At 71.7% G+C, this 26,575-nt stretch carries 14 protein-coding genes and 1 pseudogene; 3 read left to right on the forward strand and 12 right to left on the reverse strand.

The features are described from left to right. Nucleotides 1–34: 34 nt before the first annotated feature. Nucleotides 35–3,658, reverse strand: coding sequence for a glycoside hydrolase family 97 catalytic domain-containing protein (locus WMF43_RS11475; RefSeq protein WP_437679718.1), 3,624 nt, complete (start codon nucleotides 3,656–3,658; stop codon nucleotides 35–37). A 424-nt stretch (nucleotides 3,659–4,082) separates the two neighbouring features. On the opposite strand from WMF43_RS11475, the gene fbaA reads away from it, so the two are divergent. Next, a complete protein-coding gene (gene fbaA, locus WMF43_RS11480) occupies nucleotides 4,083–5,156 on the forward strand; it encodes a class II fructose-bisphosphate aldolase (RefSeq protein ID WP_437679720.1) in 1,074 nt (357 codons plus the stop codon). Nucleotides 5,157–5,627: 471 nt separating this feature from the next. Next, complete coding sequence (locus tag WMF43_RS11485; RefSeq protein WP_437679722.1) at nucleotides 5,628–5,849, forward strand: hypothetical protein; 222 nt, start codon at nucleotides 5,628–5,630, stop codon at nucleotides 5,847–5,849. A 34-nt stretch (nucleotides 5,850–5,883) separates the two neighbouring features. Here the strand turns inward: WMF43_RS11485 and WMF43_RS11490 are convergent, their stop codons facing one another. From WMF43_RS11490 to WMF43_RS11530, 9 genes and pseudogenes are all read right to left on the reverse strand, one after another. After that, entirely contained in the window at nucleotides 5,884–8,487 is a 2,604-nt protein-coding gene (locus tag WMF43_RS11490; protein ID WP_437679723.1) for a hypothetical protein, read from the reverse strand. Nucleotides 8,488–8,735: 248 nt separating this feature from the next. Then, nucleotides 8,736–11,759, reverse strand: a complete 3,024-nt coding sequence (locus tag WMF43_RS11495) for a caspase family protein (RefSeq protein WP_437683995.1) — start codon at nucleotides 11,757–11,759, stop codon at nucleotides 8,736–8,738. A gap of 222 nt (nucleotides 11,760–11,981) precedes the next feature. After that, nucleotides 11,982–12,182: pseudogene (locus WMF43_RS11500) on the reverse strand (hypothetical protein); the annotation flags it as partial. Continuing rightward, the gene (locus WMF43_RS11505) at nucleotides 12,179–12,805 is read right to left on the reverse strand and encodes a hypothetical protein (protein WP_437679724.1); all 627 of its coding nucleotides are present in this window, start codon (nucleotides 12,803–12,805) and stop codon (nucleotides 12,179–12,181) included. The gene WMF43_RS11505 and the pseudogene WMF43_RS11500, both read right to left, overlap by 4 nt. Then, a complete protein-coding gene (locus tag WMF43_RS11510; protein ID WP_437679726.1) occupies nucleotides 12,802–14,991 on the reverse strand; it encodes an SUMF1/EgtB/PvdO family nonheme iron enzyme in 2,190 nt (729 codons plus the stop codon). The genes WMF43_RS11505 and WMF43_RS11510 overlap by 4 nt, the downstream gene beginning before the upstream one ends. Nucleotides 14,992–15,293: 302 nt before the next feature. Continuing rightward, the gene (locus WMF43_RS11515) at nucleotides 15,294–16,238 is read right to left on the reverse strand and encodes an HTTM domain-containing protein (RefSeq protein WP_437679728.1); all 945 of its coding nucleotides are present in this window, start codon (nucleotides 16,236–16,238) and stop codon (nucleotides 15,294–15,296) included. Further along, nucleotides 16,235–16,795 (reverse strand): hypothetical protein, encoded by a 561-nt coding sequence (locus WMF43_RS11520; RefSeq protein WP_437679729.1) that lies wholly within the window; start codon nucleotides 16,793–16,795, stop codon nucleotides 16,235–16,237. The genes WMF43_RS11515 and WMF43_RS11520 overlap by 4 nt, the downstream gene beginning before the upstream one ends. After that, a complete protein-coding gene (locus WMF43_RS11525; protein ID WP_437679731.1) occupies nucleotides 16,792–19,233 on the reverse strand; it encodes a hypothetical protein in 2,442 nt (813 codons plus the stop codon). Before WMF43_RS11525 ends, WMF43_RS11520 begins: the two co-directional genes overlap by 4 nt. A gap of 223 nt (nucleotides 19,234–19,456) precedes the next feature. After that, nucleotides 19,457–19,843: a GxxExxY protein gene (locus tag WMF43_RS11530; RefSeq protein ID WP_437679733.1), complete on the reverse strand. Its 387-nt coding sequence runs from the start codon at nucleotides 19,841–19,843 to the stop codon at nucleotides 19,457–19,459. 512 nt (nucleotides 19,844–20,355) lie between these two features. Here WMF43_RS11530 and WMF43_RS11535 point away from each other — a divergent pair. After that, a complete protein-coding gene (locus tag WMF43_RS11535; protein WP_437679735.1) occupies nucleotides 20,356–21,936 on the forward strand; it encodes a hypothetical protein in 1,581 nt (526 codons plus the stop codon). A gap of 12 nt (nucleotides 21,937–21,948) precedes the next feature. On the opposite strand, the gene WMF43_RS11540 is transcribed toward WMF43_RS11535, so the two are convergent. Next, the gene (locus tag WMF43_RS11540) at nucleotides 21,949–23,577 is read right to left on the reverse strand and encodes a response regulator (RefSeq protein WP_437679737.1); all 1,629 of its coding nucleotides are present in this window, start codon (nucleotides 23,575–23,577) and stop codon (nucleotides 21,949–21,951) included. Nucleotides 23,578–23,655: 78 nt separating this feature from the next. Further along, nucleotides 23,656–26,475, reverse strand: a complete 2,820-nt coding sequence (locus WMF43_RS11545; RefSeq protein WP_437679739.1) for an ATP-binding protein — start codon at nucleotides 26,473–26,475, stop codon at nucleotides 23,656–23,658. Between the last annotated feature and the right edge of the window lie 100 nt (nucleotides 26,476–26,575).

Consider the following 26,575-nt stretch of genomic DNA (forward strand, 5'->3'; position numbering starts at 1 on the left):
TCGCTCCGCGTTCCTTGCCGCGCGGCCGCGCGCGTCATTCCACCGTGAAGCCGAAGGTATACGGCGCTTGCATGGATACGCTGTCCAGGCCGAGCGCGCTCCTCACGGAGGAGACCGTCACCTCGTAGGCGCCGGGCGCGAGCGGCTCCGCCGGCGTGAAGATCAGGATCCCCGGCGCGGTCTCGGCGACGGACCCCGCGACGGCCTCACCCGCGCGCGCGACCTCCACCGCGGCGTCGTAGCCGCCCGCGTCCGGCGGATCGACGTCGCGCGAGAAGCCGATCTCGATCGCGGACACCCCCGCGACCACCGACCCCTCCGCGGGCGTGGTGCCGGCGACCAGCGGGTCGCGCCACGCGCGGATCCCCTTCTCCGTGTCGGGGAGCGCGCCGTCGTCCCACGCCGTGGAGGTGTTGTCGACGACCTGGGCGCTGCCGCTCGCGATCGCGACGGCGCGGTTCCTCGTGCCCGTGATGCTCCCCCACCACTCCACGCGATCCCAGCTGCCGCGCGCGTACTTGTACTGGAGCTCGGTGCCCTCGGGGATGTCGACCGTGGTCTGCCAGATCCCGCCGCCGGCGCGGGTCATGGGGACCAGGCCCGGGTTCCACGGGCCGAGCGCGTCGATGCTACCGGGCACGTAGATCGTGGACATGGCGGGCGTCTCCGGCGGGGCCCACACGCGGAACGTGACCGCCACCGACCGGGGCGTCGCCGCCTGGACGATCTCGTTCGACGCCGGCGACACCGCGCCGTCCGCGTACACGGCGCGGACGATGTACGCGTAGCTCTGGCGCGCGGTCAGCCCGGTGTCCGTGAACGTCGTCAGCGCGCCGTCCACCTCCGCGTGCGCGGCGGCGCCGTACAGCCCGCCCGGGAGGTGCCGGTAGATGCGGTAGGCGACGGCCCCCGGCGCGGCCTCCCAGGCGAGATCGATCGTGCTGGCGCTCGTGACCGCGGCGCGCAGGCCGGTCGGCGCGGCGGGCGCCTCCTCCGGCGAGACGACCGTCACGACGACCGGCGCCGCGTCGCCGACCGCCACGCTGACCGGGCCGGGCGCCTCGAGCTGGATCTCGAAGGCGACCGTCGCCGTCTCACCCGCGTTGATGCGGAGCAGGCGCGACGCGACCGGGGCGCCGTCCACGGTGACGGCCACGCTCTCGCCGCCGACGAGGTTGCCGTCGTTGGCCACCTCGGCGGTCACCAGGATGAAGTCGCCGGCGACCGCCTCGGCCGGCGCCGCGACGTCGTGCGCGACGAAGCTCGGCGCCCGGTACACCTCGAGGCTCGCCGTGTCCTCGGGCGTCGCCGGGCGGATGCGGACGGCCTGGCCGCCGCCCGACTCCATGGCGGCGACGAGCGTGTCCGCGGACGTGACGAGGAACCGGCTCACGGCGACCAGCGTGGGGCGCGCGTCGTAGTCGGCCTCGGCGTCGTCCGTGTAGGTCTCGGCGACGAACGTCCCGTCGCCGAGGAAGTCGAGCGGGATCGAGAGCACCCGCGCGGCGCTGTCCGTGCCGCTGCCGAGGTACCAGGCGTCGCCGCGCCGGCGCGCGACGGTGACGTGCTCGCCGATCGCGGCGTTCAGCACGCGGGTCTCGTCCCACGTGACCGGGACCTGCTCGATGAAGGCGAGCTCGGGGCGACCCGCGTAGTGATCCGGGATGTCGGTCACCATCTGGAGCCCGCTGAGCAGGATGACGTAGAGCGCGAGCTGGTGCGCGCGGGTCGTGTGCACCCGCGCGGGCGGGCTCCCGGCGAAGGGGCTCTCGGGGATCTTGTCGGGCGCCCAGAGCACCTCGAAGATGCCAGGGTTGTAGTCGACCGGGCCCCCGAGCATGCGGGTGAAGGGCACGGTCAGCGTGTGCGAGGCGGGGTTGCCGTCGCTCCAGGCCTCGTATTCCATGCCGCGCACCCCCTCGCGCGTCATGAAGTTCGGATACGTGCGCTCCTCCCCGGTGGGCTTGATCGGCTCGTGCGCGTCGACCATGATCCGGTGGTCCGCGGCCTTCCTCACCACCTCCGCGTAATGGTTGACCATGCGCTGGCTGTAATGGTGGTGCCCCGGGATGTCGCCGACGTACCCTGTCTTGACGGCGTGGACGCCGAGCGACTCGTAGAGCGCGAAGGCCTCGTCGAGCTGCGCCTCGAACCCCTCGATGTTGGCGCCGGTCTCCATGTGGGCGACGAAGCCGACGCCGCGCGTTTGCCCGTACGCGACGACCTCCTCCAGGTCGAAGCGCTCGTTCGCCGCGGTGTAGTCCATGTCGGTCCAGCTGCCGTCCCAGCCCTGGTTCCAGCCCTCGGCGAGGACGAACGGGATGCCGTGCGCGCCGGCGAAGTCCATGTAGCGCTTCGTGTTCTCGGTCGTCGCGCCCACGTGCTCGCCGGGCTCCCAGGTGGACAGGCCTTTGTGGATCTCCCACCAGACACCCATGTACTTGCCCGGCGTCAGCCAGGAGAGATCGCCGTCGCAGATGGCGCAGGGGTCGTTGAGGTTGAGGACGAGGTGGGACTCGATGAGGCGGCCCGCGCCCGTGCCGATGGTCAACGTGCGCCACGGCGTCTCGAACGGCGGCGTCACCCGCGCCTTGACCGCGGCGCTCCCGGCGCCGCGCTGCGCGGGAACGAGCGCGCTCCGGAACGCGCGCGGCGCGCCCGGCAGCGCCTGGAGGGTCATCGCGGCGTAGTCGTCGAGATCGGCCTCGTGCAGGGCCACGTAGAGGTCGTCGGCCAGCTTGACCGTCATGGGCGTGTTGGCGCGCTCGACCGCGCTGAGGCCGCCGCGGTTGTAGAGGTGCTCGTCGCCCTCGAAATCGGCGGGTGTCCACCAGGCGGTGCCGTCCGAGGCGAAGCGAAACTCGGTGTCCTCGGAGGTGATGGAGAGCTCGCCCAGGCCCTCCTGCTCGGGGATGACGTAGCGGAGCCCGAGGCCGTCGTCGAAAACGCGGAAGACGACGTCGAGGCGCCTCGCGGGAGCGCTCGACGCGAGGTGGACCGTGAGCTCGTTGTAGTGCTCGCGGATCTCGGAGGCTGCGCCCCAGACCGGGTTCCAGGTCGTGTCCACGGTCTGCCGGTCGACGTCGGCGATGCGCACGCCGCGGCCGAGCCAGCCGAGGTCGCCGAGCTCGAGGCCGAGCGCGGAGTCGGCGAGGATCGCCGTCCCCGCCCGCGCGACGGCGTAGGAGGGGACCCCGTCCCGCACCGCGAAGGTGACGACGACCTCGCCGTCGGGCGACGTCACCCGCTGCGCTTCGGCCGGGATCCCGCCGCCGGCGCCGCCGCCGCCAAGCTCGCCGCCGCCGCCTGATCCCCCGAAGCCGCCGCCGAAGCCGCCGCCTGACCCTCCGAAGCCGCCGCCGAAGCCGCCGCCTGATCCTCCGAAGCCGCCGCCTGACCCTCCGTCACCGCCGAAGCCGCCGCCAGCGCCGCCGAGCCCCCCGGCGCCGCCGAGCCCTCCGGCGCCGCCAAGCCCTCCGGCGCCGCCGAGCCCCCCGGCGCCGCCAGGCCCGCCTCCAGCGCCGCCAAGCCCCCCGGCGCCGCCAGGCCCGCCTCCAGCGCCGCCGCCGCCAGCAGCCTGCCCGCCCCCGGTCCCGACAGGATGGACGAGCTCATCGTCTCCACAGGCGGTCGCCAGGGAGACGAGCGACGCAACCAAGCCGAACCACGCGATCCGAGAGCGAGCCAGCTTCGCGATCGTTACGCATTCGAGGGTCATAGGTCGTCTCGGCCACATGGCCTACCTCCCGGGCGGCGTCAACCCACGGCCGTCCGCTTGTCTTGCGCTAAGTTGCCGAAATTAAAAATGTTTTCGGTGCCGGCCCCGGCCGCTTCGTTTGCGCTTGACTTGCGCTTGTCATCTCAAAAACGTTTCGGTTCCGCTTCGTTCGTCCGCGCGCGTCCTCGTCAGTGGCGCGACCCTTCAGCGCGCCGCGGCGGCGCGGGAAAATCCGCTTGCTCCCGGGGCTTTGGCGATGGTACCGGGACCGCTCGCCCCCCCGGCGTCTGTCCCCCCTTCCGCTTTCCTTTGCTGCGCCGCATGCTCGGCGGAGACCCGAACAAGGAACAAGGATTCAAGTGCCATGTCCAAGATGAAGCTCAAGCCCGGCGTGATCACTGGTTCCGCTCTTCAGGAGCTGTTCGAGTACATGAAGAGCGTCGAGTGTGCGCTCCCGGCCGTGAACGTGATTGGCTCGCACAGCACGGTCGCCGCCCTCCAGGCGGCCCGAGAGGCCAAGAGCCCCATCATCATCCAGTTCTCGAACGGCGGCGCCCACTTCTTCGCCGGTAAGTTCCTGGACAACAAGGGTGAGAAGGCCGCTGTCGCGGGCGCGGTCGCGGGCGCGCATTACGTGCGGAACCTGGCCGAGGCCTACGGCGTGCCGGTCGTCCTGCACACCGACCACGCCGCGAAGAAGCTCCTGCCGTGGGTCGACGGCATGCTCGAGCACGGCAAGCGGTTCTTCGAGAAGAACGGAGAGCCCCTGTTCTCGTCGCACATGCTCGACCTGTCCGAGGAGCCGCTGCACGAGAACCTCGAGATCTGCCAGAAGTACCTGCGGCAGATGGCGGCGCTCAAGATGACGCTCGAGATCGAGCTCGGCGTCACCGGCGGCGAGGAGGACGGCGTCGACAACAGCGACGTCGACAACTCCAAGCTGTACACGCAACCCGCGGAGGTCCTTGCGGCCTACGACGCGCTCAAGCCGATCGGCAATTTCACGATCGCGGCCTCCTTCGGCAACACGCACGGCGTCTACAAGCCGGGCAACGTGAAGCTCCGCCCGCCCATCCTGAAGAACTCCCAGGACGCGATCCAGAAGGAGCGCAAGACGGGCGCGAAGCCGGTCGACTTCGTGTTCCACGGCGGCTCCGGCTCCTCGCCCGAGGAGATCCGCGAGGCGGTGTCCTACGGCGTCATCAAGATGAACATCGACACGGACACGCAGTGGGCGTTCACGCAGCCCATCAAGAAGTACATGGACGACAAGGGCGCCTACCTGAAGTCGCAGCTCGGCAACCCCGAGGGCGAGGACAAGCCCAACAAGAAGTACATCGACCCGCGCGGCTGGCTCCACCTCGGCGAGAAGGGCGTGGCCGCGCGCCTCGTCGAGGCGTGCAAGGACCTGAACTCGTTCGAGAAGTTCGACTTCTGAGCGCCTGACGACGACGGGCGCCCCCGCGCCCGCCGCCGCGGCCCTGCCCGCCCGGGCGGGGCCGGAGCGGCCGTCCCGGACGCGGCGAAAGGCCGCGCGTAGACGGGGCAGGGGCGAGCGCCCGACGCGCGAGCACCTGCGCGCGCGCGTGCACGAGCGTCGACGTCCTCTCCTGGAAGCGCGGTCCCCGTTCCGAACACATCGATGTACAAGGGCAGCTCCCCCGCGAGCTCGGGCTCGCGCGGCGCAGCGGCTGCGCGACGGCGCACGGCTTGCGCGGCGCGCAGTATGCTCTCCGGCTGCGGCGCCGCGTCGCCCGGGAAACGCGCCTCGCCCGCGCCGAACCTTCGGTAGAGCGGGTTCACCGCGCGATCAGGCGGGTCGATGGGCCGATGCTGCGGGGCGCTCTCCCCCGGCGCGGCCCTTGCAAGACGCCCGCTGTCGGCCGGTGGCCGCTGGGAGGAGGGCACGATGATCTGTCATCCGCATGCACCCGAGGAGTTGGCGTGGCTGGAGATCGAGGGCAGCGGCCTGAGCCCACGTCAGGTGCACTGCCCCCGGCGGGGCGAGACGAAGGAAGTGCGGGAGTGCTGCGGCTGCACGCGTTTCGCGACGCTCGCGATCCACCCGAGCGGCAAACACATCTACGTCGTGTGCGAGCCGTTCGCCGACCGACCGGAAGGCGGGAAGTAGGCTGCGCTTGCGCGGGGGGCGCTGATAGCGCTGTTCACAGCACCGGCGGCCATGTCAGCGATACGGCACGCCCTTGAACCACTGGGATCCACCCGGTGAGCGCGGCGGTGAGCAGCTCCTGCGCCGAGGGCTGGTCGAGCCATGTGTTGATCTGCTGCTCGGCCGAGCTGAGGTCATCATGACCGAGCTTTTGCAGCGCCGGCGCCGCTAGCAAAGCTAGGAAATGGACGTACGCCGACCGGTTGCGCAGCTTCGTCGCGATGTGCACGCCCACGCGGAAGATGCCCGGGCGATCGCGTGCAAGATCTGGGTCCCGCTGCGCCGCCAGAGCCGCGCGCTCGATGTGCAGCATCGCCGTAGGTAGCTCGCCATCGATCAACGCCTGCAGAGCCCGGAGGATCCCGGTGAGCATCGCTCCGCGCATGTTCAGCACTCCGGCCGGGATCGTTTCGAGACGGCGGAGCACGGCACGGTTGCGGCCGGCGCTCGGGTCGGCGTAGGCAAGCGGTGCGACAGCCGCCAAGATGATCGTGGCGGAATCGAACCAAGGGGATGCGGCCATGGCGCCCTCGCGCTCGAGGACCCGCTTCCCGTCCGCGATGATTGCATCCGCGCCTTCGAGGGCCAGCGCGAACGCCTGCGCGTGGTGGGGAGGGCCTGCGAGCGTAAGACCCGTCACGGCGTTGAGCAGCGTGCCCCCTGCCATAACTTTGTCGTGGGCGAGCTCGATGAGGGCGGTCTTCGCCGCCACCTCGGCCGCCCCCACGGGCACGCCGCGCGTCTCGAGCAGGCGGGCCAGCGTCGTTCCGGCATGTATCCCGACCTTGAGGCGCTTCGGCCAGGCCGCCCCCAGCGCCGCTCGATAATGATGCTCGGCTCGCCGCGGGTCTTCCGCCAGGTAGAGCTCCCCGAGGCCGAGCTCCGCGCGAGCGTAGAACTCCTCGTCTTGCACCCGGCGGGCCCCGTCTGAGCAGCCCTGGAATGCATCCGCTGCCTCCCGCCAGCGGTCGTCGCCGCCGAGCTTGGCCAAGCGTTCGCCCAGCAGGCAGCGCAGGCGGCTGCGCGGGCCGAGCTCCGTGTCAGAAAGGTAGTCCACGCCGTGCCGGAGCACCTCGATCGGGGTCGGCAGCGACGGATCCTCTCTGGCGCTGCTTCGCGTCCATCGCGCGACATACTCTTCCGCAGCGGCGGCGAGCTCCGCAGGTTGTCCCAGCACCGCGTGGATCTGGACGAGCTGATGGAGCGCGCTCAACTGGAAACGGTCTCTTTTGGCGTTCTTGGTGAGGACCTGCCGGAGCAGCCGGATGGCTTCGTTCAACGCCGCACGCTCGGGGTTGGAAGGTCGCCCTCGGCCCGGCAGCATGTTGTCTGGCAGCTTGCCCGCGCGCGCGTGGAGCCCGGCAGCGCTGACAAGTGCGAACGAGCGGACCTCGGAGAGATCGTCCGACGCAGGCGCCATACGGGCGAGCTCCTCGAGTGCCGCTGCTGCCTCGGAGAGGCGGCTCAGCCGTTCCAGCGCAACGGCGCGGAGCTCCAGCACCTCCGGCAGCAGCTGCTGTCCGGGCGGGTTGCCGCGCAGCGAATCGTTCAACCCCTCGGTCACCGAGAGGGCCTCGCCTGCGCGATCCACCGCGAGGAGCAGCCTCGCCCGCTGGAGCTGCGCGGCCCCTAGCCATACCCCGCTCGGCGCGAGGAGCATCACTTCATCCAGGAGCCCGATCGCCAGAGTGACCCTCGCGCGCTCGCTCGGGTCAAGGCGCGACGGGTAGAACAGCCTCGGTGCTGGTCCTTGCTCCAGCTGCCGCATCCCCGCCGTCCGCTCCAGCGTGCGCGAGAGGAATGTGGCGTACGAGATCTCCGCATCATGGAGGAGCTGAAAGCGCGCTCTTGGATCCGCGACCGCCCGGGCGCTCTCGATACATCCCAAGAACGCGTCCAGCGTCGCCAGGCTCCAGCCCTCCGTGACGCGGGTGGCCAGGAGGCACGTATGGGCCTCCCAGTCGCGGCGCTCGATGGACGCAAATGCCGCCCGCGCGCTTGCGAGATGCCGCGCCGCCTCCTCGGGGAGCGCGGTGCTGTACAGCTCGCCGAGGTGGCGCAGCGCGAGGGCGTGCAGGAAGGGCGCCCGCCCGGCGCGCAGGTGCAGAAGCGCCTTCTCCATCGCTTCCCCGCCGCCCTCGATGTCGTGTTGCACCAGCCGGCAGAGCGCGGCGCCCACCTCCGCTCGCCCCGACCAGCGGGGCTCGCCGGCCGCGGCAAACTCGACGATCGCGCCCTCGTAAGCAACGCGGGCGGCGGGCAGGTCCCCGCGAAGGCGCGCGTTGTTGCCCAGCTCGAAGGCCGCGAGCCCTCGCGTCATCGGGGAGGTCGAGCGACCGCGCAGCGCGGCGAGCAGCGCGTCGCTCCGCGCGAGCGCCGCCCGAGCCGCCTCGGGTCCGGCCGCCGGCGATGCTGCGCCGGCGGCGAGCGCCACGGCGAGGGGAGGCTTCGTGACGAGCCCCTCAATCTCCGCATGGAGAGGCTGCAGCGGCTGCTGGAGCCACGCGGCGGCCGCCAGCGCGACGGCGTAGGCCCGCCCGGCGCCATCGAGATCGCCTGCCTGCGCGAGCGCACGGCCAGCCGCCGCGCCCTCGCGCAAGGCCTTCTCCAAGGCCCCGCCGAACAGGTGGTCCTCGGCGAGCGCGAGCTGCCGATGGGAGCCGGTCGACGTCGCCGCCGTGGGCGCGGGGGGGGCCATGGAGGACGCCGACGAGGGCGCGCAGGCGGCCCCGCCGAGCGCGAGCGCGGCTCCCAGCGCGCACAGGGCGCGCGCGCCGCTCGCGCGGACCCAGGGCTCGGGCAGGGCAGGGGAGAGCGCCCCGTGGCTCCAAGGTCTCCGCATGGCCCTCATTCCTCATCGTCCGGCGGATACTGCGGCGCCCGGACGATCTCGAAATCGCTGAATGTCTCCCGCCGCGGCACCCAGGGCGTCTGTTTCCCCCGCGACACCCGATCGACGTCCAGGGTCACGGCAGCCACCAGCTCGGAGACCCGGATCGCCCCGTCGCCGTCAAGGTCCGTCTTCGGGCTTTCCAGGCTCCTGACGAGCGCCTCACGGAACAAGCCCGCGCTGCGAACGTTGCCCAGCGCGTCGGTGTAGGTGCGCTCCTGGCTCCGCTGGCGCCCCTTCGACGAGGCGAAGACGATGACGCCCGCCCGTTGATCGCGCACCAGGTTGCGGGCGAGCTCGGTGCTGGGTACGACCACGCCGCGCGCGAACGCGCCGGAGTGGCACGCGTCGAGGAGCAGGAGGACGCGGCCACGGAGGCGCCGGAGGGCCTCGCCCACCTGCGTCCAGGGGACGCTTGCGTGCTTCACACTCTCCGCGTCGAGCACGCCGCCCCGCGCCGCGGCCTTGCCGGTCAGGAACGTCATCTCGCCGCCGTCGCCCATGCGCGCGCCGTGCCCGCTGAGATAGATAATCGCGACATCGTCCTCGCCCATGCCGGCGAGCTTCTCGAGGCCCTCGAGGATCGAGGTGGGCGTGGCCTCCTGATCGACCAGCGTGATCGGCTGGATGTCGGGGAACTCCCTGCCCGGGCCGGTGTGCGCGCGGAGCGCCTCGATCACGGCGAGCGCGTCCGCGTCAGCCGCCTGGAGCGGCTCGAAGCCCTCCAGCAGCGGGTAGCTCTTGACGCCCACCGCGAGGACCCAGAGCCGCGCTGCCCCCGCCGGCGCCCCGGTGATGTCGACGCGCGCCGGATTGGAGGCGAGGCCCGCCTCATCGAACGCCACGATTTCGATGCGGCTCGTCCCTGGCGGAGGCTGGACACGGAGCTCGACGGAGTCGCTGCAGGCCTCGATCCGCACGGGCGTGCCGAGCGGTCTGCCCTCGCGGAACGCCTGGACCCTCGCGAGGGGCCGGCTCCCCTGGACGCGCACGCGGAGAAGCAGATCGGCACCTGCCGCCTGAGGGGCGCCGAGCACCTCGACGCGCGGCGGGCGGGTGAGCGGCAGTGGCGCCGTGGCGGCCTCGCCGCGGAGGCTCCGGGCGACGGCCTGCGGATCGTGGAGCTTCTCGAAGAACCGCTCGAAGCGGAACAGCTCGCTGGGGCCGTCGAACGCCACGCCGATCCGCTCGGCCGCCTCGCTCGTCCCGGCGAAGCTCCCCGCGGGCGTGAAGGCGAGGTACTCGTCGTCATGGAAATCGACGAGGGTGCCGCGGAGCCGTCCATCGGGGAGGCTCCAGATCCGGATCGCGCCGTCGTCGCTGAGCGTCGCCGCCGTGGCGGCACTGGGGCTCAGCGCAGCTCCGATGAGCGATCCGCCGCCGCCCTCGGTTCGGCCCACGAGGCGATCGGCGTCGTAGACCAGCAACTCCCCGCGCTCCGTTCCGAGCACCCAGCGCGGCGTCGCGCCGGACGCGACAGCAATGGCCGAGATGTCTGCCGGACCGTTGCCCGCCGGGAGCTCGACCTCGGCGAGGGGCCGGAGCGAAGGCGCCTCGACCACGACAGCGCGGCGGCCGACAGAGAATCCGAGCCGCGAGCCGTCGGCCGAGCTCGTGACCTGGACCCGAAGCATGTCGGGCAACCCGAACGGGCTCGCCGGAGGGCTCGCGGCGAGGGGTACGTCCCCGAGCTTCCGCCCGTCGTCCACGCTCCACACCCGGAACACCTTCCTGGCCGCGAACGGACTGTTTCTGAGCTCCCCGACGAGCAACCGCCCGTCCCGGGAGAACCCCACCAGGCTCGTATCGCGCGACTCCGCGAGCCGTCGCCGACGGCCCCCGTCGAGATCCGAGATAGAGAGCTCCGTCTGCCCGCGCTCGTCCACGATGACGGCGTACGCGACGAGGCGTCGGGGCGCATCGACCACCCAGTCGTGATCCCCATCGCGTTCGCCGGTGTGGAGACAGGTGGCCGCCGCCTCCGCCTCGACGCTTGGCCCCTCGGCCGCCTGGGCAGGCGCAGGATCCGGGCAGGTCGCGGGCGCGGAGGCGCCGAGCTCAAGGCCGAACCACTGTTGGATGGAGAGCGCGAGCTCGCCGCTCTTGCAGACGTCGTGCCGCTCGTAGAGATCCCGTACGAGCAGCAGGCTCTCGCCATCGGCGGGCGCCGCCACTTGCGACGCGGGGAGCCAGTCGTGTCGCAGCACGCAGCCGTCCGTCAGCGACCACTTCGTGATGCGCCCGGGCGAAACGGCCGCGAGCCGCGTCTCGTCGAGGAACCAGAACCACGAGGGGATACGGACCTGCGCGCTGTCGCCGAGCCCGCCGCGGTAACGCTGCGAGGCCGCCTCGAAGAGGTGGACGTCGCTGTCCGCCGCGGCGGCGATCCACGTGCCGTCCGGTGAGAAGGCCACCCGAGAGAAGGTCTTGCCCTCGGCGGGGGAGCGATCGAGCTCCGCGAGCTCGCGCCGGAAGGTGCGCCCGCGCGCGCGATCCCACACCACGAGCTGCGTCCCCGCGGCTGCCACCAGCCGGCCGTCGGGCGAGATGGCCACGCTCTGGAGCTCGGCGGCGCCGCCCGCGAGCTCCTCGAACCGCGGCGGGTCGGCATTCAGGTGGACGAGGTAGACGGGCGCGGGATCCCCGAGGTAGGAGGTCGGATCTGCACCGACCACGGCGAGCTCGCCGCGGGCCGAGAGGGCGACCGACGAGATCCAGCTCGGTAGCTCGAGCGCGCGCGGCGTCGCGCCGCGACGAATCGGCGCCCAGAACAGCTCCGTCGCGAACCGGAACTCCGCGATCCAGGCGGCGGTGCTTCCATCGGCCGAGGCCGCCATGCGGCGGATGAACGCCGACGAAGCCTTGTTCGGATCCCCATCAGGAAAGAAAGGGATGCGGCGGCGGTTCCGACCGTCGAACCAGAAGACGTCCTGTGCATTGCCGGTCGTGCCGAACCATCCCGGCTCTCCTTTCCAGGTCACGCCAAAGAATTCGGAAGCGCCTCCGTCGAAGCTGCCCACCGCGTCTCCGCGCGCATCGAGGAGCAGCCCGGTGCTCTGGTCCTTGAATGTGATCCCACCTACGGCGAGGACCTCGCGCGTCGGGTGCCACGCCAGCGCGGTAGGGCCGACCGGCCTCCCGACGCTGAGCTGGACATCTCGGACCGCCCGCAACAGGCCGCGCGTCCGCGGGTCCCAGAATTGCACGCTACGGTCGCTCGACGCCACCGCGAGCTGGCCGGAAGGCCCGAAGGCGAGGGCGGTGATGTGCCCGTGCGACGCGCTCTGGAGCACCTGGCGCGGTGCCCCGGAAGGGAGGCAGAGCGCAGGTGCGCTCGGAGCGGGCGATGCAGGCTGGGGCGCGCCGCACCCGGCGGTGAGCGCGAGGATGGGCCACCACCTCATGACGGGGACAGCGCGCACGTGTCGTTGTCCAGGCTGCGAGTGAACAGGAACCGGTAGACGGCGACCCCCTCGACCTTGCCGATCCTGACCTTGACCTCCTTCTTCGTGTTCTTTTCGCGGTCATTGCCTTTATCGATGATGGTGAGCGGCCTGGGCACCGGCTGGCCTGGCGACGGCGAGAGCTTCATCCCCGCGGCCTCCGCTAGGCCGTCGAGCGACGCCGGTTCCAGCTTCTTCGAGCTCACGATGACGTAGATCGCCTCCGTCCCCTCGGCGTCGTCGAGCAGGATCCACTCCGCGGCGCCGAGGCGGACCTGCTCGCCGGCCTTCCGTTCATCCTTGTCCTCGTGGACCATGACCCGGACGCGCTTCCCTTCGACGCGATGGTACTTCACGGCGTATACCCATCCACGCCGCTCGAGGCGGGTATACATCGCGTACTCCTCTCCCGGGCACATCACCTCCATCGGGTCATCGGCCGCGACATACCGGAGCTTGGTGCTCGACCTAGCCTCGACGCGGAACTTAAACGCCACCGGGCTTTCGCCGCCCGCCCCGGGCGCGACGAGGCATACTGCCGCCGCTACGCCCACAATCCTCATCGATCGCTGGAGGCGCTTCATCGCTGATCCCCTTGGTTCTGCATGGTAGGAGCGGGCGTCGACGGGACGTCGGCCGCGCACCGGAAGCCTATGTTGGTGTTCGCCGCGGTCTCGATTTGATAGGAGCGCATCGCGCCGCGGGTCTCGAAGCCGTACGCTGCCCAGTCGCCTCCCCGGAGGACCCGGGTGGCGGTGCTCGCGCTCTTCTTCACCGGATCCCTGCACACTTCCGAGCACCCGAGGACGCGGGCGAGCGCCGACACCGGGAGGCAATCCTCCGGCGAGCTCTCGCCGGCGGCGTCGGCGACCCACTCGGCGACGTTGCCGCTGAGGTGGAGGATGCCGGTCTCGGGCCGTCGATCGCTCCCCTGGTCGACCGGATCGGTCGGGGGGATCATCGCGCCCCCGGCGGTTTCCTTGCGGAAGCATGGCAGGCCCTGCCTGCGTCCGAAGGCCGCCTGAGCGCAGCTGGGACGCTGGCTCCCCCATGGATAGAGGGCCCGCTCCGTCCCCCGAGCGGCGAACTCCCACTCGGCAGCCGTGGGGAGCCGGCCGTCGCGCGCCCTGCAGTATGCCTGGGCACCCCTCCAGGTGACCCCGACCACTGGGTGATTCTCGTGTCCCTCCTCGAGGAGAAATCGACGCTGGTCCTCGTAGATTCCGGCCAGCTGGTCGGGCACGAGATATGCTGCGCGCTCCGCTGGGTTCAACCGCTCAAGCCAGGCCGCGAAGTCGGCGCGCCGCACCTCGGCGCGGTCCAGGAAGAACGGCGAGACCTCGACGTCGCGGGCAGCAGCGCTCTCGCGCTTCATGAGCTCGTCGCATTTGGATTTCGGGACGCCCGCGTCCTCGCACAGGGTCCTCGCATTGGCGACCTCCTCGGGGGTGCTACCGATCCGGAAGGTGCCCCCGCGGAGATAGACCATGCCGTCCGGCGCAACCGGCTGCTGCGCCGTCTCGACCCGACGTGCAGCACACACCCTCGCTTCCACGCGCTGCCGGAGGAGCAGGGCCACCCCGGCCATCAAGCCGGCCATGGCGCCGACCATGAGCAGCACGCGGAGGGCGAGGCCCGGCCAGGGAGAGGGCTTCGGCTGCGGCGGTGGTTTCTCCGTGGGTCGGAAGAGCGCCGGCGTGTTGCCGCGCAGGTACAGTACCGGCGAGAAGGCCCCGGCCCCGCCCTCCAGATCGGTGGTGCCGCGCAGTAGATCCCGCCGCGCGCCATGCAGGCTCGCCGCCACGTCGCCCCAGGTGGGACCGGGGGAGGTGAGCGCTGCATAGAGGCTCCCCGCTCCGGCGGCCGCGACGTCTGCGCGCACCTTCCACAGGTGGGCGATCACGGCGCACGTGGCCTGCCTCGCGAGAATCTCGGCAGCGCTTCCAGTGGCGCCGGGGCTCGCAGACCGGCAGGAGTCGAGCACCACCAAGCGCAGCGTCGGGTAGAGCTCCTTCAGGTCCTGTGCGAGGCCCTCGATCGAGATGATGACCGGCATCCCGTCGCCCGGCAGCTCCAGCGACGGTTTACGGTCCACCTGCGATATGGTCCCGTGCCCGACGATGTGCACGACGTGCGGGCTCCGATCGGGCTCGCCATGCTGCTGTAGCGACGCGCGCAGCCTCTCGGCGCTGAGCTGGTCGCCGATGATGGGATCGAGCCACTCGACCTGGCCGCGGGAGATCGCGCCTCTCAAGGACCTGTGGACGGTCTCCACTACTCCGCCGCCCGTCGCGGCGAGCATCAGAATGCGGATCCGGTCTGTCTCCAGGGGGCCTTCGACGTCTTCGCCGCCGAGCACTGCCCGGACCGGGCGCACCTCCGTCGATACGGCGAGGAATCCCTCCTGCGAGCCCGGCGCACACATCACCTCCCACGGGACCGCCTTGAGCGCCGGATCATCGATGACGAGCCGGAGCAGCACCGGCCGGCCCTTGGCCCTTAAGCGCGCCTCAGCGACGAGGTTCGTGACCGTGACCCGAAACACGTCGTCATGAAGCGCGTGCGCTTCGTGCGCGGTCTGCGCGTCGAGCGGCCTGTGGTTATGCGCGGCGCGGCCCACGTTCGCCTCAAGCTCACGAAGCCCCTGGACGGAGCGAGCGAGATCATGGGACTGCCCATACCTACCGTCTCCAAGAGACGGCTTGATGGACACCACATCGCCGTGGCGATCGACATGCAGGTCGACGCAGAGCGGAGATTCGTTGGGCATGGGGCGATCCAGCTCAGGATCGCATGACCTCGCCCGCCGGAGCAAGGCGGCATGCGTCCGGCGGCAGGCGGGCTTGCAGGCCGCTGCGTATCACGCCTCCCCGGGGCTGGTAACGGGGCGGCCGCCTGGGACCGGGCCCGCTCCGGCGGGGGCGCGCCAGGCGAGCAGAGTGCCACCACGCGCAGCCCAAGATCCACGTCGGACGCGCCGCGCAGCTCGTCGGACGCACCGCGGAGCGTGGGCCCAGCTGCCGGAGCTCGAGCGGCCCACAGGTTTCTCGCTCGATCCGCGTGAGCGGTAGTTTAGGAGATCCTCTCGAGACCTCCCGCCCTCGAGGCCGGCCCGGCGCGGCGCGGGCGCCTCAGATCGCGCAGCTTCTCCAGCTCGAAAAACCCCGCGAACGCGACGCCGAGCAGCGGGTAGGGGAACAGGATCGCCATCGTCAGGAGCACGCCGAGGTGGAAGAGCCACGCAGCGCCGCAGAAGACGACCGCGATGCGCCGGCTGAACAGGGCGAGCGGCGCGCCGAGCTCCATGGCCAGGCTCGCGACCGCGAGCGGCGGGAACAGGGAGCGGTAGCGGACCAGCGCGCCGCCGAGCGGGGAGTGCGTGTCGCCGAGCGCGATCTTCCGCACGTTGTCGTAAGCGACGTAGTTGCGGAGGATATCGCTCGTCGCCCAGTCGAGCCCACTGTTGCGGAGCTTGGTGGTCCCCGCGATGAAATACGAGGTCACCGTGATCGCGCAGAAGAGCCGGATCGGCCAGCCGTAGCGGCCGTCCGGCTCTGGCGGCGCGGCGCCCGCGCGGCGCGCGGCGCGCGAGTCCAGCGAGTGCGCGTCGGCCGCGGCCCCGAGGCTGAGCGCGATGACGTGGAGCACGAGGAGGTTCTCGGTGTGGAACACCATGCCCCAGGAGTTCCTGTAGGTCAGGACCCAGAGCAGGAGCGCGCTGAAGAGCGGGCCGGCGATGCGGAACCGGTAGCCGGCCACGAAGGCCGCGCCGGCCGCGATCGCCCCGCCGACGAGGCCCCTCACCGCCCAGAGAGGGAGCGGCGCGGACAGCGCCGAGGCCACGCCGATCGGCCTGAAGCTCCCCGGAGGCAGGTGGCCCACCCGCTGGAGGTGCACCGCGCGGACGCACAGGTAGACGAGGGCGAAGCCGCCGACGAGGAGCCGCAGGAGCGCGAGCCGCTCGGCGGGCGCCTCCGCGAAGAAGGCGCGGTCGAGTCGATCGGGGAGCCGCCTCATCGCGCGCCCACCTTGCAGGTCGCGTGGAGCTTCGAGTCGACCGGGGCCTCCTGGCCGTCGAAGAACGCCACCGCGTCGAAGGTGTCGGTCCGGATCTCGATCGCGACGACGTCCGCGTAGCTGTCCTGCTCCGCGACGCGCGCCGCGATGCCGCGGCAGAGCGCGCGCGCCGCGCGGGCGCCCTGCCGGATGCTCTGCGCCAGCGTGGCCTTGGCCTGCAGCACCTCCTCGCTGCCCACGAGGCGCGGCGGGATCGGCCGCCGCTCTCCCCGGGAGCTCACGCCGACCGCGCGCTCCACCGTGGTGCGCGCGTCGTGCCGGCCCCACGAGAACATCGGGTAGGTGGACAGCGGGAAGCTGTCCACGGGAGGCCGGCGGAACAGCGGGGTCAGCATGAGGAGCACGAGCCCCGCGCTCACGCCGTACGCGTAGGCCTTGCGCTCGCCCAGGCGAGCGCCCCCGCCCGGGCGCGTCCCGCCGCCCGCGGCGGCGCCCACCGCGGCCCCGCCGCCCGCGGCGGCGCCCCCGGCCGCCTCACCGCCTGTGCCCGCGCTCACAGCGGCCCCGCGGGCGGGGCGCTCCGCCCCGGCACGAGCCCGAGCATCCTGCCGCCGTGGCCGAGCGCGGCCCAGGCGTGCTGCACGTAATCGATGCGGATCCGGGGCGACGCCATGCTCTCGCCGAAGCCGCCCTCGATCACCACGTCGCGGCTGCACGCGAAGCAGGTCGCGGGCGACCACTGCTGCCGCACGAGGAACCCGAGCACCCGCTCCATGAGCGCCCGGTCGGCCGCGAGGTCCATCCCGCGCGCCTCCTTGACGGCCATCGCCGCCGCCAGCGCCTCGCCGAAGCCCGCCGTCGCCGTGTTGTGCGGCGGCAGCACGTTGCCGAACCCGTAGCCGCCCACGAGATCGGGCGCGACCCCGCTCTCCTCGTCGAGCACGAGGCGCGACTTGAACGCCACGTAGTCGAGGCAGAACCGCTCGTAGTCGTCGCGGCGGTGGCGCCCGAGCGCCGCGCGCGCCGCGAGGCAGTGCCAGTTCTCCTCCATGTACACGAAATCGCTCGCGAAATGGTCCCAGTAGCGGTTCGCGTAGTAGTCCATCGCGCGGTCGACGGCGGCCCGCACGGCGGCGGCGGGCGGGAGCTCGGGCCGCGGATCGCGGGCGGCGAGCTCCTCGAGCAGCACGAGCGCGAGCACGGACTGGCCCCCTTCGTAGAGCTGCGTCGGGCCGAGGACGGGCGCCGCGCGCGCGAGGTCGAGCTGCGGCGCGAAGCCGCCGTCGTCCCGCTGCGTCGCGAGCACCATCCGGGCGAGCCGGCCGAGGAGCGCGTCGTGCGCCTCGCGCGCCTCGTCCACGACGCCGCGGCACGAGAGGAACGCGACGAGGCTGAGCGCCGTCGGGTTGAGGCCCGCGACGGTCGCCCGGCTGTCCGCGGGGTACACGAGCGCGCCGATGGCGTCGCCCCCGTCCGCCTTGCGCTCCAGCGTCGCGAGCAGCCCGAGCGAGCGCTGCACCACCTTCCTGAGCGCCGCCGGCGCCGCCTCCGGGCCGCCCGCTCCGCCCCCGAGCTCGCAGAGCGCGAGCGTGGTGCCGGCCTGCCGCGCGATCGAGAACCCGTCGAACGAGGCGCGCCCGGTGAACGGATCGACGATGTACCGGAACATCCCGTCCTTGCGCTGCGCGCCGAGGATGTAGCGCTCGGCCGCGGCCGCGGCGCCTTGTGCGGTCGCCTCGGTGAGCGGGACGCCGGGCTCGCCGATCCGGGAGAGGAGGTGGAGCTCGCCCTCGCGATCGACGGCGTAGCTCAGCGTCTCGATCCGGAGGAGCCCGCTGCGCAGCGCGCCCTCGTCCACGGGATCGCGGTCTCCGCCCGGCGGCGCCGGCTCGCCGAGGGCGCGGCGGAGGACGGCGAGATCCACCCCGAAGCGGAAGTCGGGGACCCCGGCGAGCGGCGCGTTCGTGTTGAAGGCGTCGAGCGCGACGAGCTGCCACGGCATGAGGCAGCGCTCCGCGAGGCAGAGGCCGTCGAGCCCGGGGCGCAGCGAGAGCCCCACGAGCCCCGGCCCGGGCGAGCCGAGCGGCTGAACGGCCGAGATCACGTCGATCTTGAGGGGCGCGCGCAGCGCCTCCGCGGCCGCGCCGCGCAGGGCGGCGACCTGGTCTTCGCCGGGCGCGGGCTGGAGGCAACGCGTGGCCGCGGCGGGGCGGGCGGAGCCCTCCGCGCGGGCGAGGTAGGTGAGCACGAGGGTGGAGCGCCCGGGCGCCGGGGGCGCGGCGCACGCGGCCGGCGCCGTGGTCATGAGCGACGGCGCCTTGGCCGGCGGCTCGGGGAGCGCCTCGAACGAGGAGAGCGCCTCGCGCAGGGCGGTCCCGGTCCCCGCCGGCGCGCCGCCGAGGATGGGCAGGACGTCGGCCTTGGCGACGTGGTGCCGGTAGCCGAGCGAGAGCGCGACGAACACGGCGAACACGGCGAGCGCGGCGAGCGCGGGCGCAGGTCGCCGGCGCGGGCGCAGGCCGCCGGTCGAGGCGAGGCCCCAGCAGGCGAATGGCAGCGTGAAGAGCGCGACGACCGCCCAGATCGCGAGCAGCGCGGCGGCGATGCCGGTGCCGAGGCCGCGGTTGAGCGAGGCGACGTAGACGGCCGAGGAGAGGAGGCCGCAGGTGAGGTAGGCGAGCGCCGCGAGCGAGAAGAAGGAGGTCAGCCGGAAGGCGCGCGGCGCGAGGGGGTGGGGGGCGAGGGAGAGCGCGGCGGTCGCGGCGTGGAGCAGCGCGAGGGCGGAGGTGACGAGGGCGAAGAGGGTCCACGACCGGAAGGGGAGGGTGAGGGCTGCCCAGGCGAAGACGGGCGCGTGGAGGAGGCTGAGCAGGCCGACGGACCAGCGGCGGGGGGAGGGGGGGGCGGGGGAGGGAGAGGGAGAGGGTGCTGGGTGGAGGGCGGGGGCCTGAAGAGGCTCCGGGGGCGCGGGGGGCTCGGGCGTGGGCGCCTGCATGGTGCGGCGACGATTACCACGACGGCGGGCGGGTCGGGGGTAGGCCCGCGGAGAGGCGAGCGGGGCTGCACGCTGGAGGGCCACCGAGGGGCAGCCTGAGCTGCCGGGGCGCAGCGCTCCGTCGCTATCGGCGGCGGAGCCTGTCGATTCGCAGCGGGAAGAAGAATTTAACGCAAAGGCGCAAAGGCGCAAAGGCGCAAAAAGGCAAGAGTGGGGGAGGAAGTCATTCCTGCAATCCGTTGACCACGCGATGGATACCCTGCCTCACGCTCACCTCGCCGAAGTTGATGACGATCGCGAGCTTGAGATCCGAGAGACGCAGGTAGGTGAGGGCCTGCGTTTCGAATACTCTGTTGTAGGCGCTCGTGGCCTTGCATTCGACGATAACTTGATCGCCCACGAGCAAATCTAGACGCAGGCCCGACGCAAGGCGCTTGCCCTTGTATACGAGCGGCACCATCTTCTGGCGCACCACGGTGAGCCCTCGCGACTCGATCTCGAAGGCAAGCGCCTCTTCGTAGACCGTCTCGAGCAGGCCCGGGCCTCCAAGGCTACGATGCACCTCGATCGCCGCGTCGATGACGATCTTCGCTATCTCATTCTCCTTCATGCCCTCTCCGCCTTTTTGCGTCTTTGCGCCTTTGCGCCTTTGCGTTAAATTCTGGCTGCTCCGCAGGATCTCCGCTGTGGTACGGAGAGCGTCTCGGTCAACCAGCGCCGGGTCCGGATGTCGCGTCCAGGTGTTCGTGATCAGTCGGAGCCATGCTCTCAACGTCGACGGAAGACGGGACCTGGTTGCGTGGAAAGGAGCGACTCCCCGGGGGAACGGCATCGGAGCGATGCACGCGCACGAAAGATGGGACGGAAGACGAAAAGAGGATGGGAGGGGCGGCGGCGCTCACTGCCAGCGCTCCGCTGCGCTAGGACACGCCCATGCCCCGCGCGAAACGAACCCCCCTCTCCCGCTCGCGTCCTCCGCTCGCGATCCCGCTCGCCGCAGCGCCGCTCTTGTGGACGGCCTGCGTCAGCGCGCCGACCGCGCACCGGCTGGAACCGGGGGTTCGCCCTACCGTGGAGGTGCACGCCCCCCACCGCCGCCCCTCCCCTCCGCGCGAAGGCGCAGTGCCGCTCCTGCTCGTCGCCGACGCCCCCGAACGCGCCTTCCCACCCGAAAAGCAACCTCCCCCGGAAAGCCCTCCTCCTCCCCCGCCCGAGGTCGTCGTATCCGCGGGCGTCCCGTTTCCCCCGGACACGCTGCGCGACATCCAACTTCTCCGCCTGCGCGACGCCCGCGGCACGACGATCCCCCTCCGCGCAAAGGCGCTCGCCGTCTGGCCGCAGGACGGCTCGATCCGCAGCGCGCTCATCGCGTTCCGCGCCTCGCTCCCGCCAAGGGAGCTCGCGTTCTACACGCTGGACTACGGCGCTCCTCCACACCCTCCAGAGAACCCTCCGCGGGGCGGCCCCTCGAAGCGCCCTCCGGCTCGCTCACCCGCCCCGACGGCCGACGCGCCGCAGGCGCAGCACGCCGCGATCGACGACGCGCTCCTGCCGAATCCCGACGGGCCGATCGCGGCGCTGCTGCCGCCCGCGTGGCTCGCGGCGAGCCAGGTGATCGGGCCGCAGGTGCCCGCCATCGACGACCTCCGCTTCCCCGGGTTCGAGAGCGGCATCGAGCGCGGGCTCTACCGCATGACGCCGGCCTACCACACGTACGGCGTGAGCTGCGCGGGCGGACACCGCACGTACTACGACGGTCCGCACGCGCTCTATCAGCGCTTCCTCCGGAACGGCGACGCCCTGCGCTACCGGCGCGCGCGGGCAGAGGCCGTCTGGTTTCGAGAGCACGAGCTCAGGTTCTCGCCGGACCGACGGATCGCAGTCCACGTGTGCGAGGAGAAGAGCTGGTCGCCGGCGAAGCCGCTGTCCTGGAGCGTCCTCCGGCGCATGACCGGCCAGGGGATGCTCGACGACTACCTGCTCACCGGCGACCCGGCGGCCAAGGAGGCGGTGATCGCGATGGGCGAGGCGATCCGGCAGAACCTGCCCGCGCTCACGGGGGGCAAGGAAGACGTGCTGCGCGCGACCGAGCGCAACATGGCGTGGACCCTCATGGCGCTGTCGAGCTACTACGCGCTCGACCCACGGCCGGAGCTCCTCGCCACCCTGCGCGGGCTCATGGACCGCACGCTCGCGTGGCAGCAGGAAGGCACCTCCGGCGCGTTCGAGCACGACCTCAACCGCGCCGATCCTTCGGAGTGCGCGCGCGGACCGCGCGGCGGCTCGCCGTTCATGACCGCGCTGCTCGTCGACGCCCTCATGGACTACCACGCGCTCACCGGCGATCCGCGCGTCCGCGAGGTGGTCGCGCGCGCGGCGGAATGGCTCGCGGAGCGCGCGATCACCTCGGACCGGCGCGCCTTCCGCTACCTCTGGGGCTGCGAGACGGACGCGTACGACGACAGCGGGACCGCCGACCTCAACCTGCTGATCGTGCCCGTGTTCGGCGCCGCCTACGCGCTCACGCGCGATCCGCGGTGGCTCGCCGTGGGCGACGCGCTGGCCGACGTCGGCGTGGAGCAGATGAGGGTCAAGCAGCCCAAACAATGGAACCAGGCGATGCGCGCCTTCGGGCGGTACCTCGGGTACCGGGCGCTGCCCGGCGCCGCCGCCATGGCAGGGAAGCAGCCCGCAGGGCGCTGAGCGAGGCGCGACTCACCCGCCGCGCCGCCGGCCGTCCCAGAGGTCGGCCGCGACGCCGCCGGCCTGCTTCAGCGCATAGCTGATTCCGCTCTTCAGCGTGCCCTTGGTCACGACCGCGCCGAGGTCGATGCCGAGATCGATCAACGTCTGCGCCAGCTCGGCGCGGATGCCGGTGATCACCGCCTTCGCCCCGAGCAGCCGCAGCGCCGCCGCCGTGCTCATCAGCGTGCTCGCGACCTCCGAGTCGATCACCGTCACCCCGGTGACGTCGAGGATCACCACCTGCGCGTTGTTCGCCTGCACCCCGTTGAGCGCCGCGACGAGCGCCTGCTGCGCCCGGCCAGCGTCGATCGTCCCGATGAGCGGCATCACCATGATGTGATCCGTGATCGGGATCAGCGGCGTGGAGAGCTCCGCCAAACGGGCGTCCTGCGCCCGGATCACCTCCGCCTGGAGCGCCGCGCGCGCCTCCTCGGCCCGCGCCCGCTCCGTCAGCTCCAGCATCAGGCGCTCGTTCGCCCGGCGGAGCTCCTCGGTCTGGCGCGCGACCTCCGTCTCCAGCCGATCGTTCGACTCGCGGAGCGCGGACGTCATCTCCGCGAGGTGCCCGTAAAGAAGCGCGTTCTTCACGGCGACCGCCGCCTGCGAGGCCAAGAGCCCGAGCGTCTCCAGCTGCGCCGGGAGCGGCGGCCCAGGCGTCGCGTCGCCCTCGATGTACAGTACGCCGATCAGCTCGCCCTGGTACATCATCGCGAGGCACAGGATCGACTTCGGCGCCGACCCCGCGAGGTGCCGATCGCCCGCGAGGCGCGCCTCCCGGCTCGTGTCCCAGAGGAACACGGACTCGCTCGTCCGCGCGACCTCCTCCACCACCGTCACGACGACGTCGGCGCCCGGCCGGACCGGCGTCGAGAGCCCGACCTGCGCCGCGCCCTGGCCCTCCGCGATCGACGCCTCGATGAACAGCCCGGACTCGCGCGCGAGGACGAGCACACACCTCCGCGCGCCCGCATGCTCGAGCGTGAGCCGCATCAGCCGGTCGAGCAGATCGTCGAGGATGATCTCGCCCGAGACCGCCTGCGCGGCGCGGATGACCGTCGCCATCTGCGCCTGCGCCTGCGTGAGCCCCGAGAGGGCGCGCTCCAGCTCCGCCGTGCGCTCGCCGACGCGCCGCTCCAGCTCGTGCGTGAGCTTCTGCAGCGCCGCCTCCGCGGCGACGCGCTCCTCCACCTGCGACGCGAGGCGCTTCGTCAGCTTGCGGAGCTTCGTGTGCACCCGGACCCGCGCGAGCAGCTCCTCGTCCAGGAACGGCTTGGCGAGGTAGTCGACCGCGCCGAGGTTCAAGCCCTTCACCCGGTCCGCCGAGAGCTCCGTGCTCGCCGTCATGAAAATGACGGGGATCCCGCTCGTCGTCGGGTCGGACTTCAGGCGGCGGCACGTCTCGAACCCGTCGATGCCGTCCATCTTCACGTCGAGCAGGATCAGGTCCGGATCCCCCTCCTTCGCCAGCCGGATCGCACGCACGCCGTCCACCGCGACCGCGACCTCGAAGCCCGAGCCGGACAGGGTGTCCGACAGCATCCCCAGGTTCCTCGGGTTGTCGTCAACGATCAAGATCGTCCCGACGTCACTGACATCCATCGTCCCATCCTCCACGGCCAATCAAGACCCGGCGCGCGCGCCACGGCTCGACGATCTCGGCGAGCCCACCCACCCCGCTCAACTCTGTACGTGCTTCATGATGAACTCCTCCACCGCATCCATCTTGAAGTCCTTCATCAGATGACGAAGCTGCTTGCCGAACGGCGCGAGCTTCGGATCGGACTGCTCGAGCCTGTCGAGGTGCCTCTGGAGCTGGTTGAACAGCCCCTTGTGCGCGAGCTCGGACAACGCGCGGAGATCCTCGGGCGAGGGGGGGACGACCACGGGCGCGGCGCCCTGGTCCGCGGCCTGGAACGAGCGCGAGCGCGGCGCCTCGTCCGCCTCGTCCGCCTTGCCCGCCTCGCCCGCGGCGCCGGAGGCGTCCTCTCCCTCGTAGACCCACTCCAGCCCGAGGTGCTGCTCCATCCTCCGGAGGAGCTCCTCGAACTGCACCGGCTTCGGGAGGAACTCGTCCGCGCCCGCGGACAGGCTCTTGTGCTGATCGGACACGAAGACGCTCGCGGACGACGCGAAGATCTTCAGATCTCCGCGATCGGGCAGCTGCCGGACCCGCCGCATCATCTCCCAGCCGTCGAGCTCCGGCATCATCAGATCCGTGATGATCAGGTCGACCTCGCGCGCCGACGCCGCCGCGAGCCCCTCCTCCCCGTTCGTGGCCTCCTCCACCTCGAAGCCTACGGACGCGAGCATCTCCGAGAGCACCGCGCGGTTCTCCCGCTGGTCGTCGACCACGAGGACCCTCCGGCGCCGGCCCTTGTAATTGACGATCTCCCCCGGCGGCGGGAGCGACGTGCGCTGCTTTCGCCTCGGCGACTCGGCGAGCGTCAGGTCCATCCAGAAGACGCTGCCCTTTCCGGGCTCGCTCCTCACCTGGATCGCGCTGCCGAAGAGCGCCACGATCTTCTGGCTGATCGACAGGCCGAGCCCCGTGCCCTCGACGCGGCGCTCGCCGTCGCCGGCCTGCTTGAACGGCAAGAAGATCTGGCCCAGCTGATCGGGGCGGATCCCGCAGCCGGTGTCCTCGATCTCGAAGCGCACCAGGTGGCGCTTGACCGCCGCCTCCCGGCGACCGCGGGAGTCCGGCCCTCCCCCCTGCGAGGGCGGCTGGCCGTCGCCCAGCCTCGTCACCGTGAACGTGACGCTGCCTTTCTCGGTGAACTTCACGGCGTTGCCGAGCAGGTTGATCAGCACCTGCCGCAGCCGCCGCTCGTCGCCCTGCACGTCCTCGGGCAGCTCGGGATCCGGCCGGAAGACGAGCGCGATGCCCTTCTGCTCGGCCCGGATGCGGCAGATCTCGGCCGTCGACCGCAGGAACGAGGGGAGATGGATGTCGCCCGTGTGGAGCTCCATCGTCTGCGCCTCGATCTTCGCCAGATCGAGCACGTCGTTGATCAACGTGAGCAGGTGCGCGCCGGATTGACGGATGACGTCGACCCCGCGGAGGTCTTGCTCGCTCAGCCCCCGCGAGCGCTGGAGGATCTGCGCGTAGCCCAGGATCCCGTTGAGCGGCGTCCTGAGCTCGTGGCTCATGTTGGCGAGGAACTCGCTCTTCGCCTTGTTGGCGGCGTCCGCGGCGACCTTCGCCTCCTTCAGCTCCGCGGTGCGCTGCTCGACGCGCTCCTCGAGCTCCTCGAACGAGCCCCGGAGCTGGCGCGCCATCTGGTTGAAGGACGCCGCGAGCGCGCCCATCTCGTCGGTCGACCGCACCTCGACGGCGGTGTCCAGCTTGCCGGCCGCGAGATCGGACGCGGCCTTCGCGAGGCGGGTGATCGGCCGCGTCAAGAGCTCGGCCATGACCACGGCGGCCGCCGTCACGATCGCGGCGATCAGCGAGGCGAGCACGAGCGCGTCGCGCGTCGTCTTCGCCTCGATCGGGCCGAGGAACGCCCCCTCCGGCCGGACGAACGCCACGGTCCACGGCGGCTTCTTCATCCCCTCGAACGCGCGCACGCGCGCGAGCGCCACCGCGCTCGTCGCGTCCTTCTCGACCACGCGCGTCCGCAGGAAGCGGCTCTCGGTCGAGCGCGGATCCAGCGCGCGCTCGAAGCGGCGCAGGCCTTCGTCGAGCTCCGGCAAGGCCGTCGACAGCTCCGCTGCGGGCCCCGCCGGCAGCCGCCCCTCGGCCTTCAGCCGCTCGACCAGCGCCGGGGCGAGCGGCACGAGCGGCTTGAAGACGAGCTCCGGCGAGCGGCCGTGCGCCAGGCGGACGTGGTTCTCGTCGAAGAGGATCGCGAACGCGTCGGACTCCTCCAGGAGGCGCGTCTGCTCCAGGACGATCCGCTGGACCGCGGACAGGTTGTAGATGCAGCGCAGCACGCCGATCGTCTTCTTCTTGTTCGTCGCGTCGCGGACAGGGCTGGTGAAGATGAGCTGCGGCACCTCGCCGGCGAACACGACCGATGAGACGTAAGGCAGGCCGGTCTCGATGGCGCGGGTGAAATGCTCGCCCCCGGACTCGTCTCGGCCGATGTTCGCCTGCAGCGTGTCGAGGACGTTCCTCCCGCCGTGATCGAGCAGCGCGTAGGAGAGGATGTTGATGGTGTCCTTCCGGATCAGCCCCTGCAGCGTCTTCGCCGCCGTCGCCTGCTCCTCGGACCCGCCCTTCCGGGCCTCGTCGGGGAGGCTCAGGTAGTGCCCCAGCCCGGGCAGGCGGGCCTCGACCCGGACGGCGTCCAGGTTGGCCTCGAGGAAGGCGTCGATGCTGGTCGCGGCCTGCGACGCGGCCGCGGCGAGCGCCTGGCTGGCGTTCTCGGTCAGCACCGCCTCGTTCGTCTGTTTGTTGAGGAACGTGAGGATCACGAGCGGGGTGAGCGCGACCGTCAAGAGCGCGACGACCAGCTTCAGGCGAAGGGTGATCAGCGGTGTCTGCTGCTGCATAACGCGCCTCGTCGGGCTCCTGGGTAGGTCAACGTTCGGTCAACGTCTGTGGGGGCCGCGCGCGCGGCGTCGAGGCGGCGCGCGCGCGCAGCGTCGCGGC

The organism is Sorangium sp. So ce131 (genome assembly GCF_051519095.1).
Taxonomy (GTDB): Bacteria; Myxococcota_A; Polyangia; order Polyangiales; family Polyangiaceae; genus Sorangium.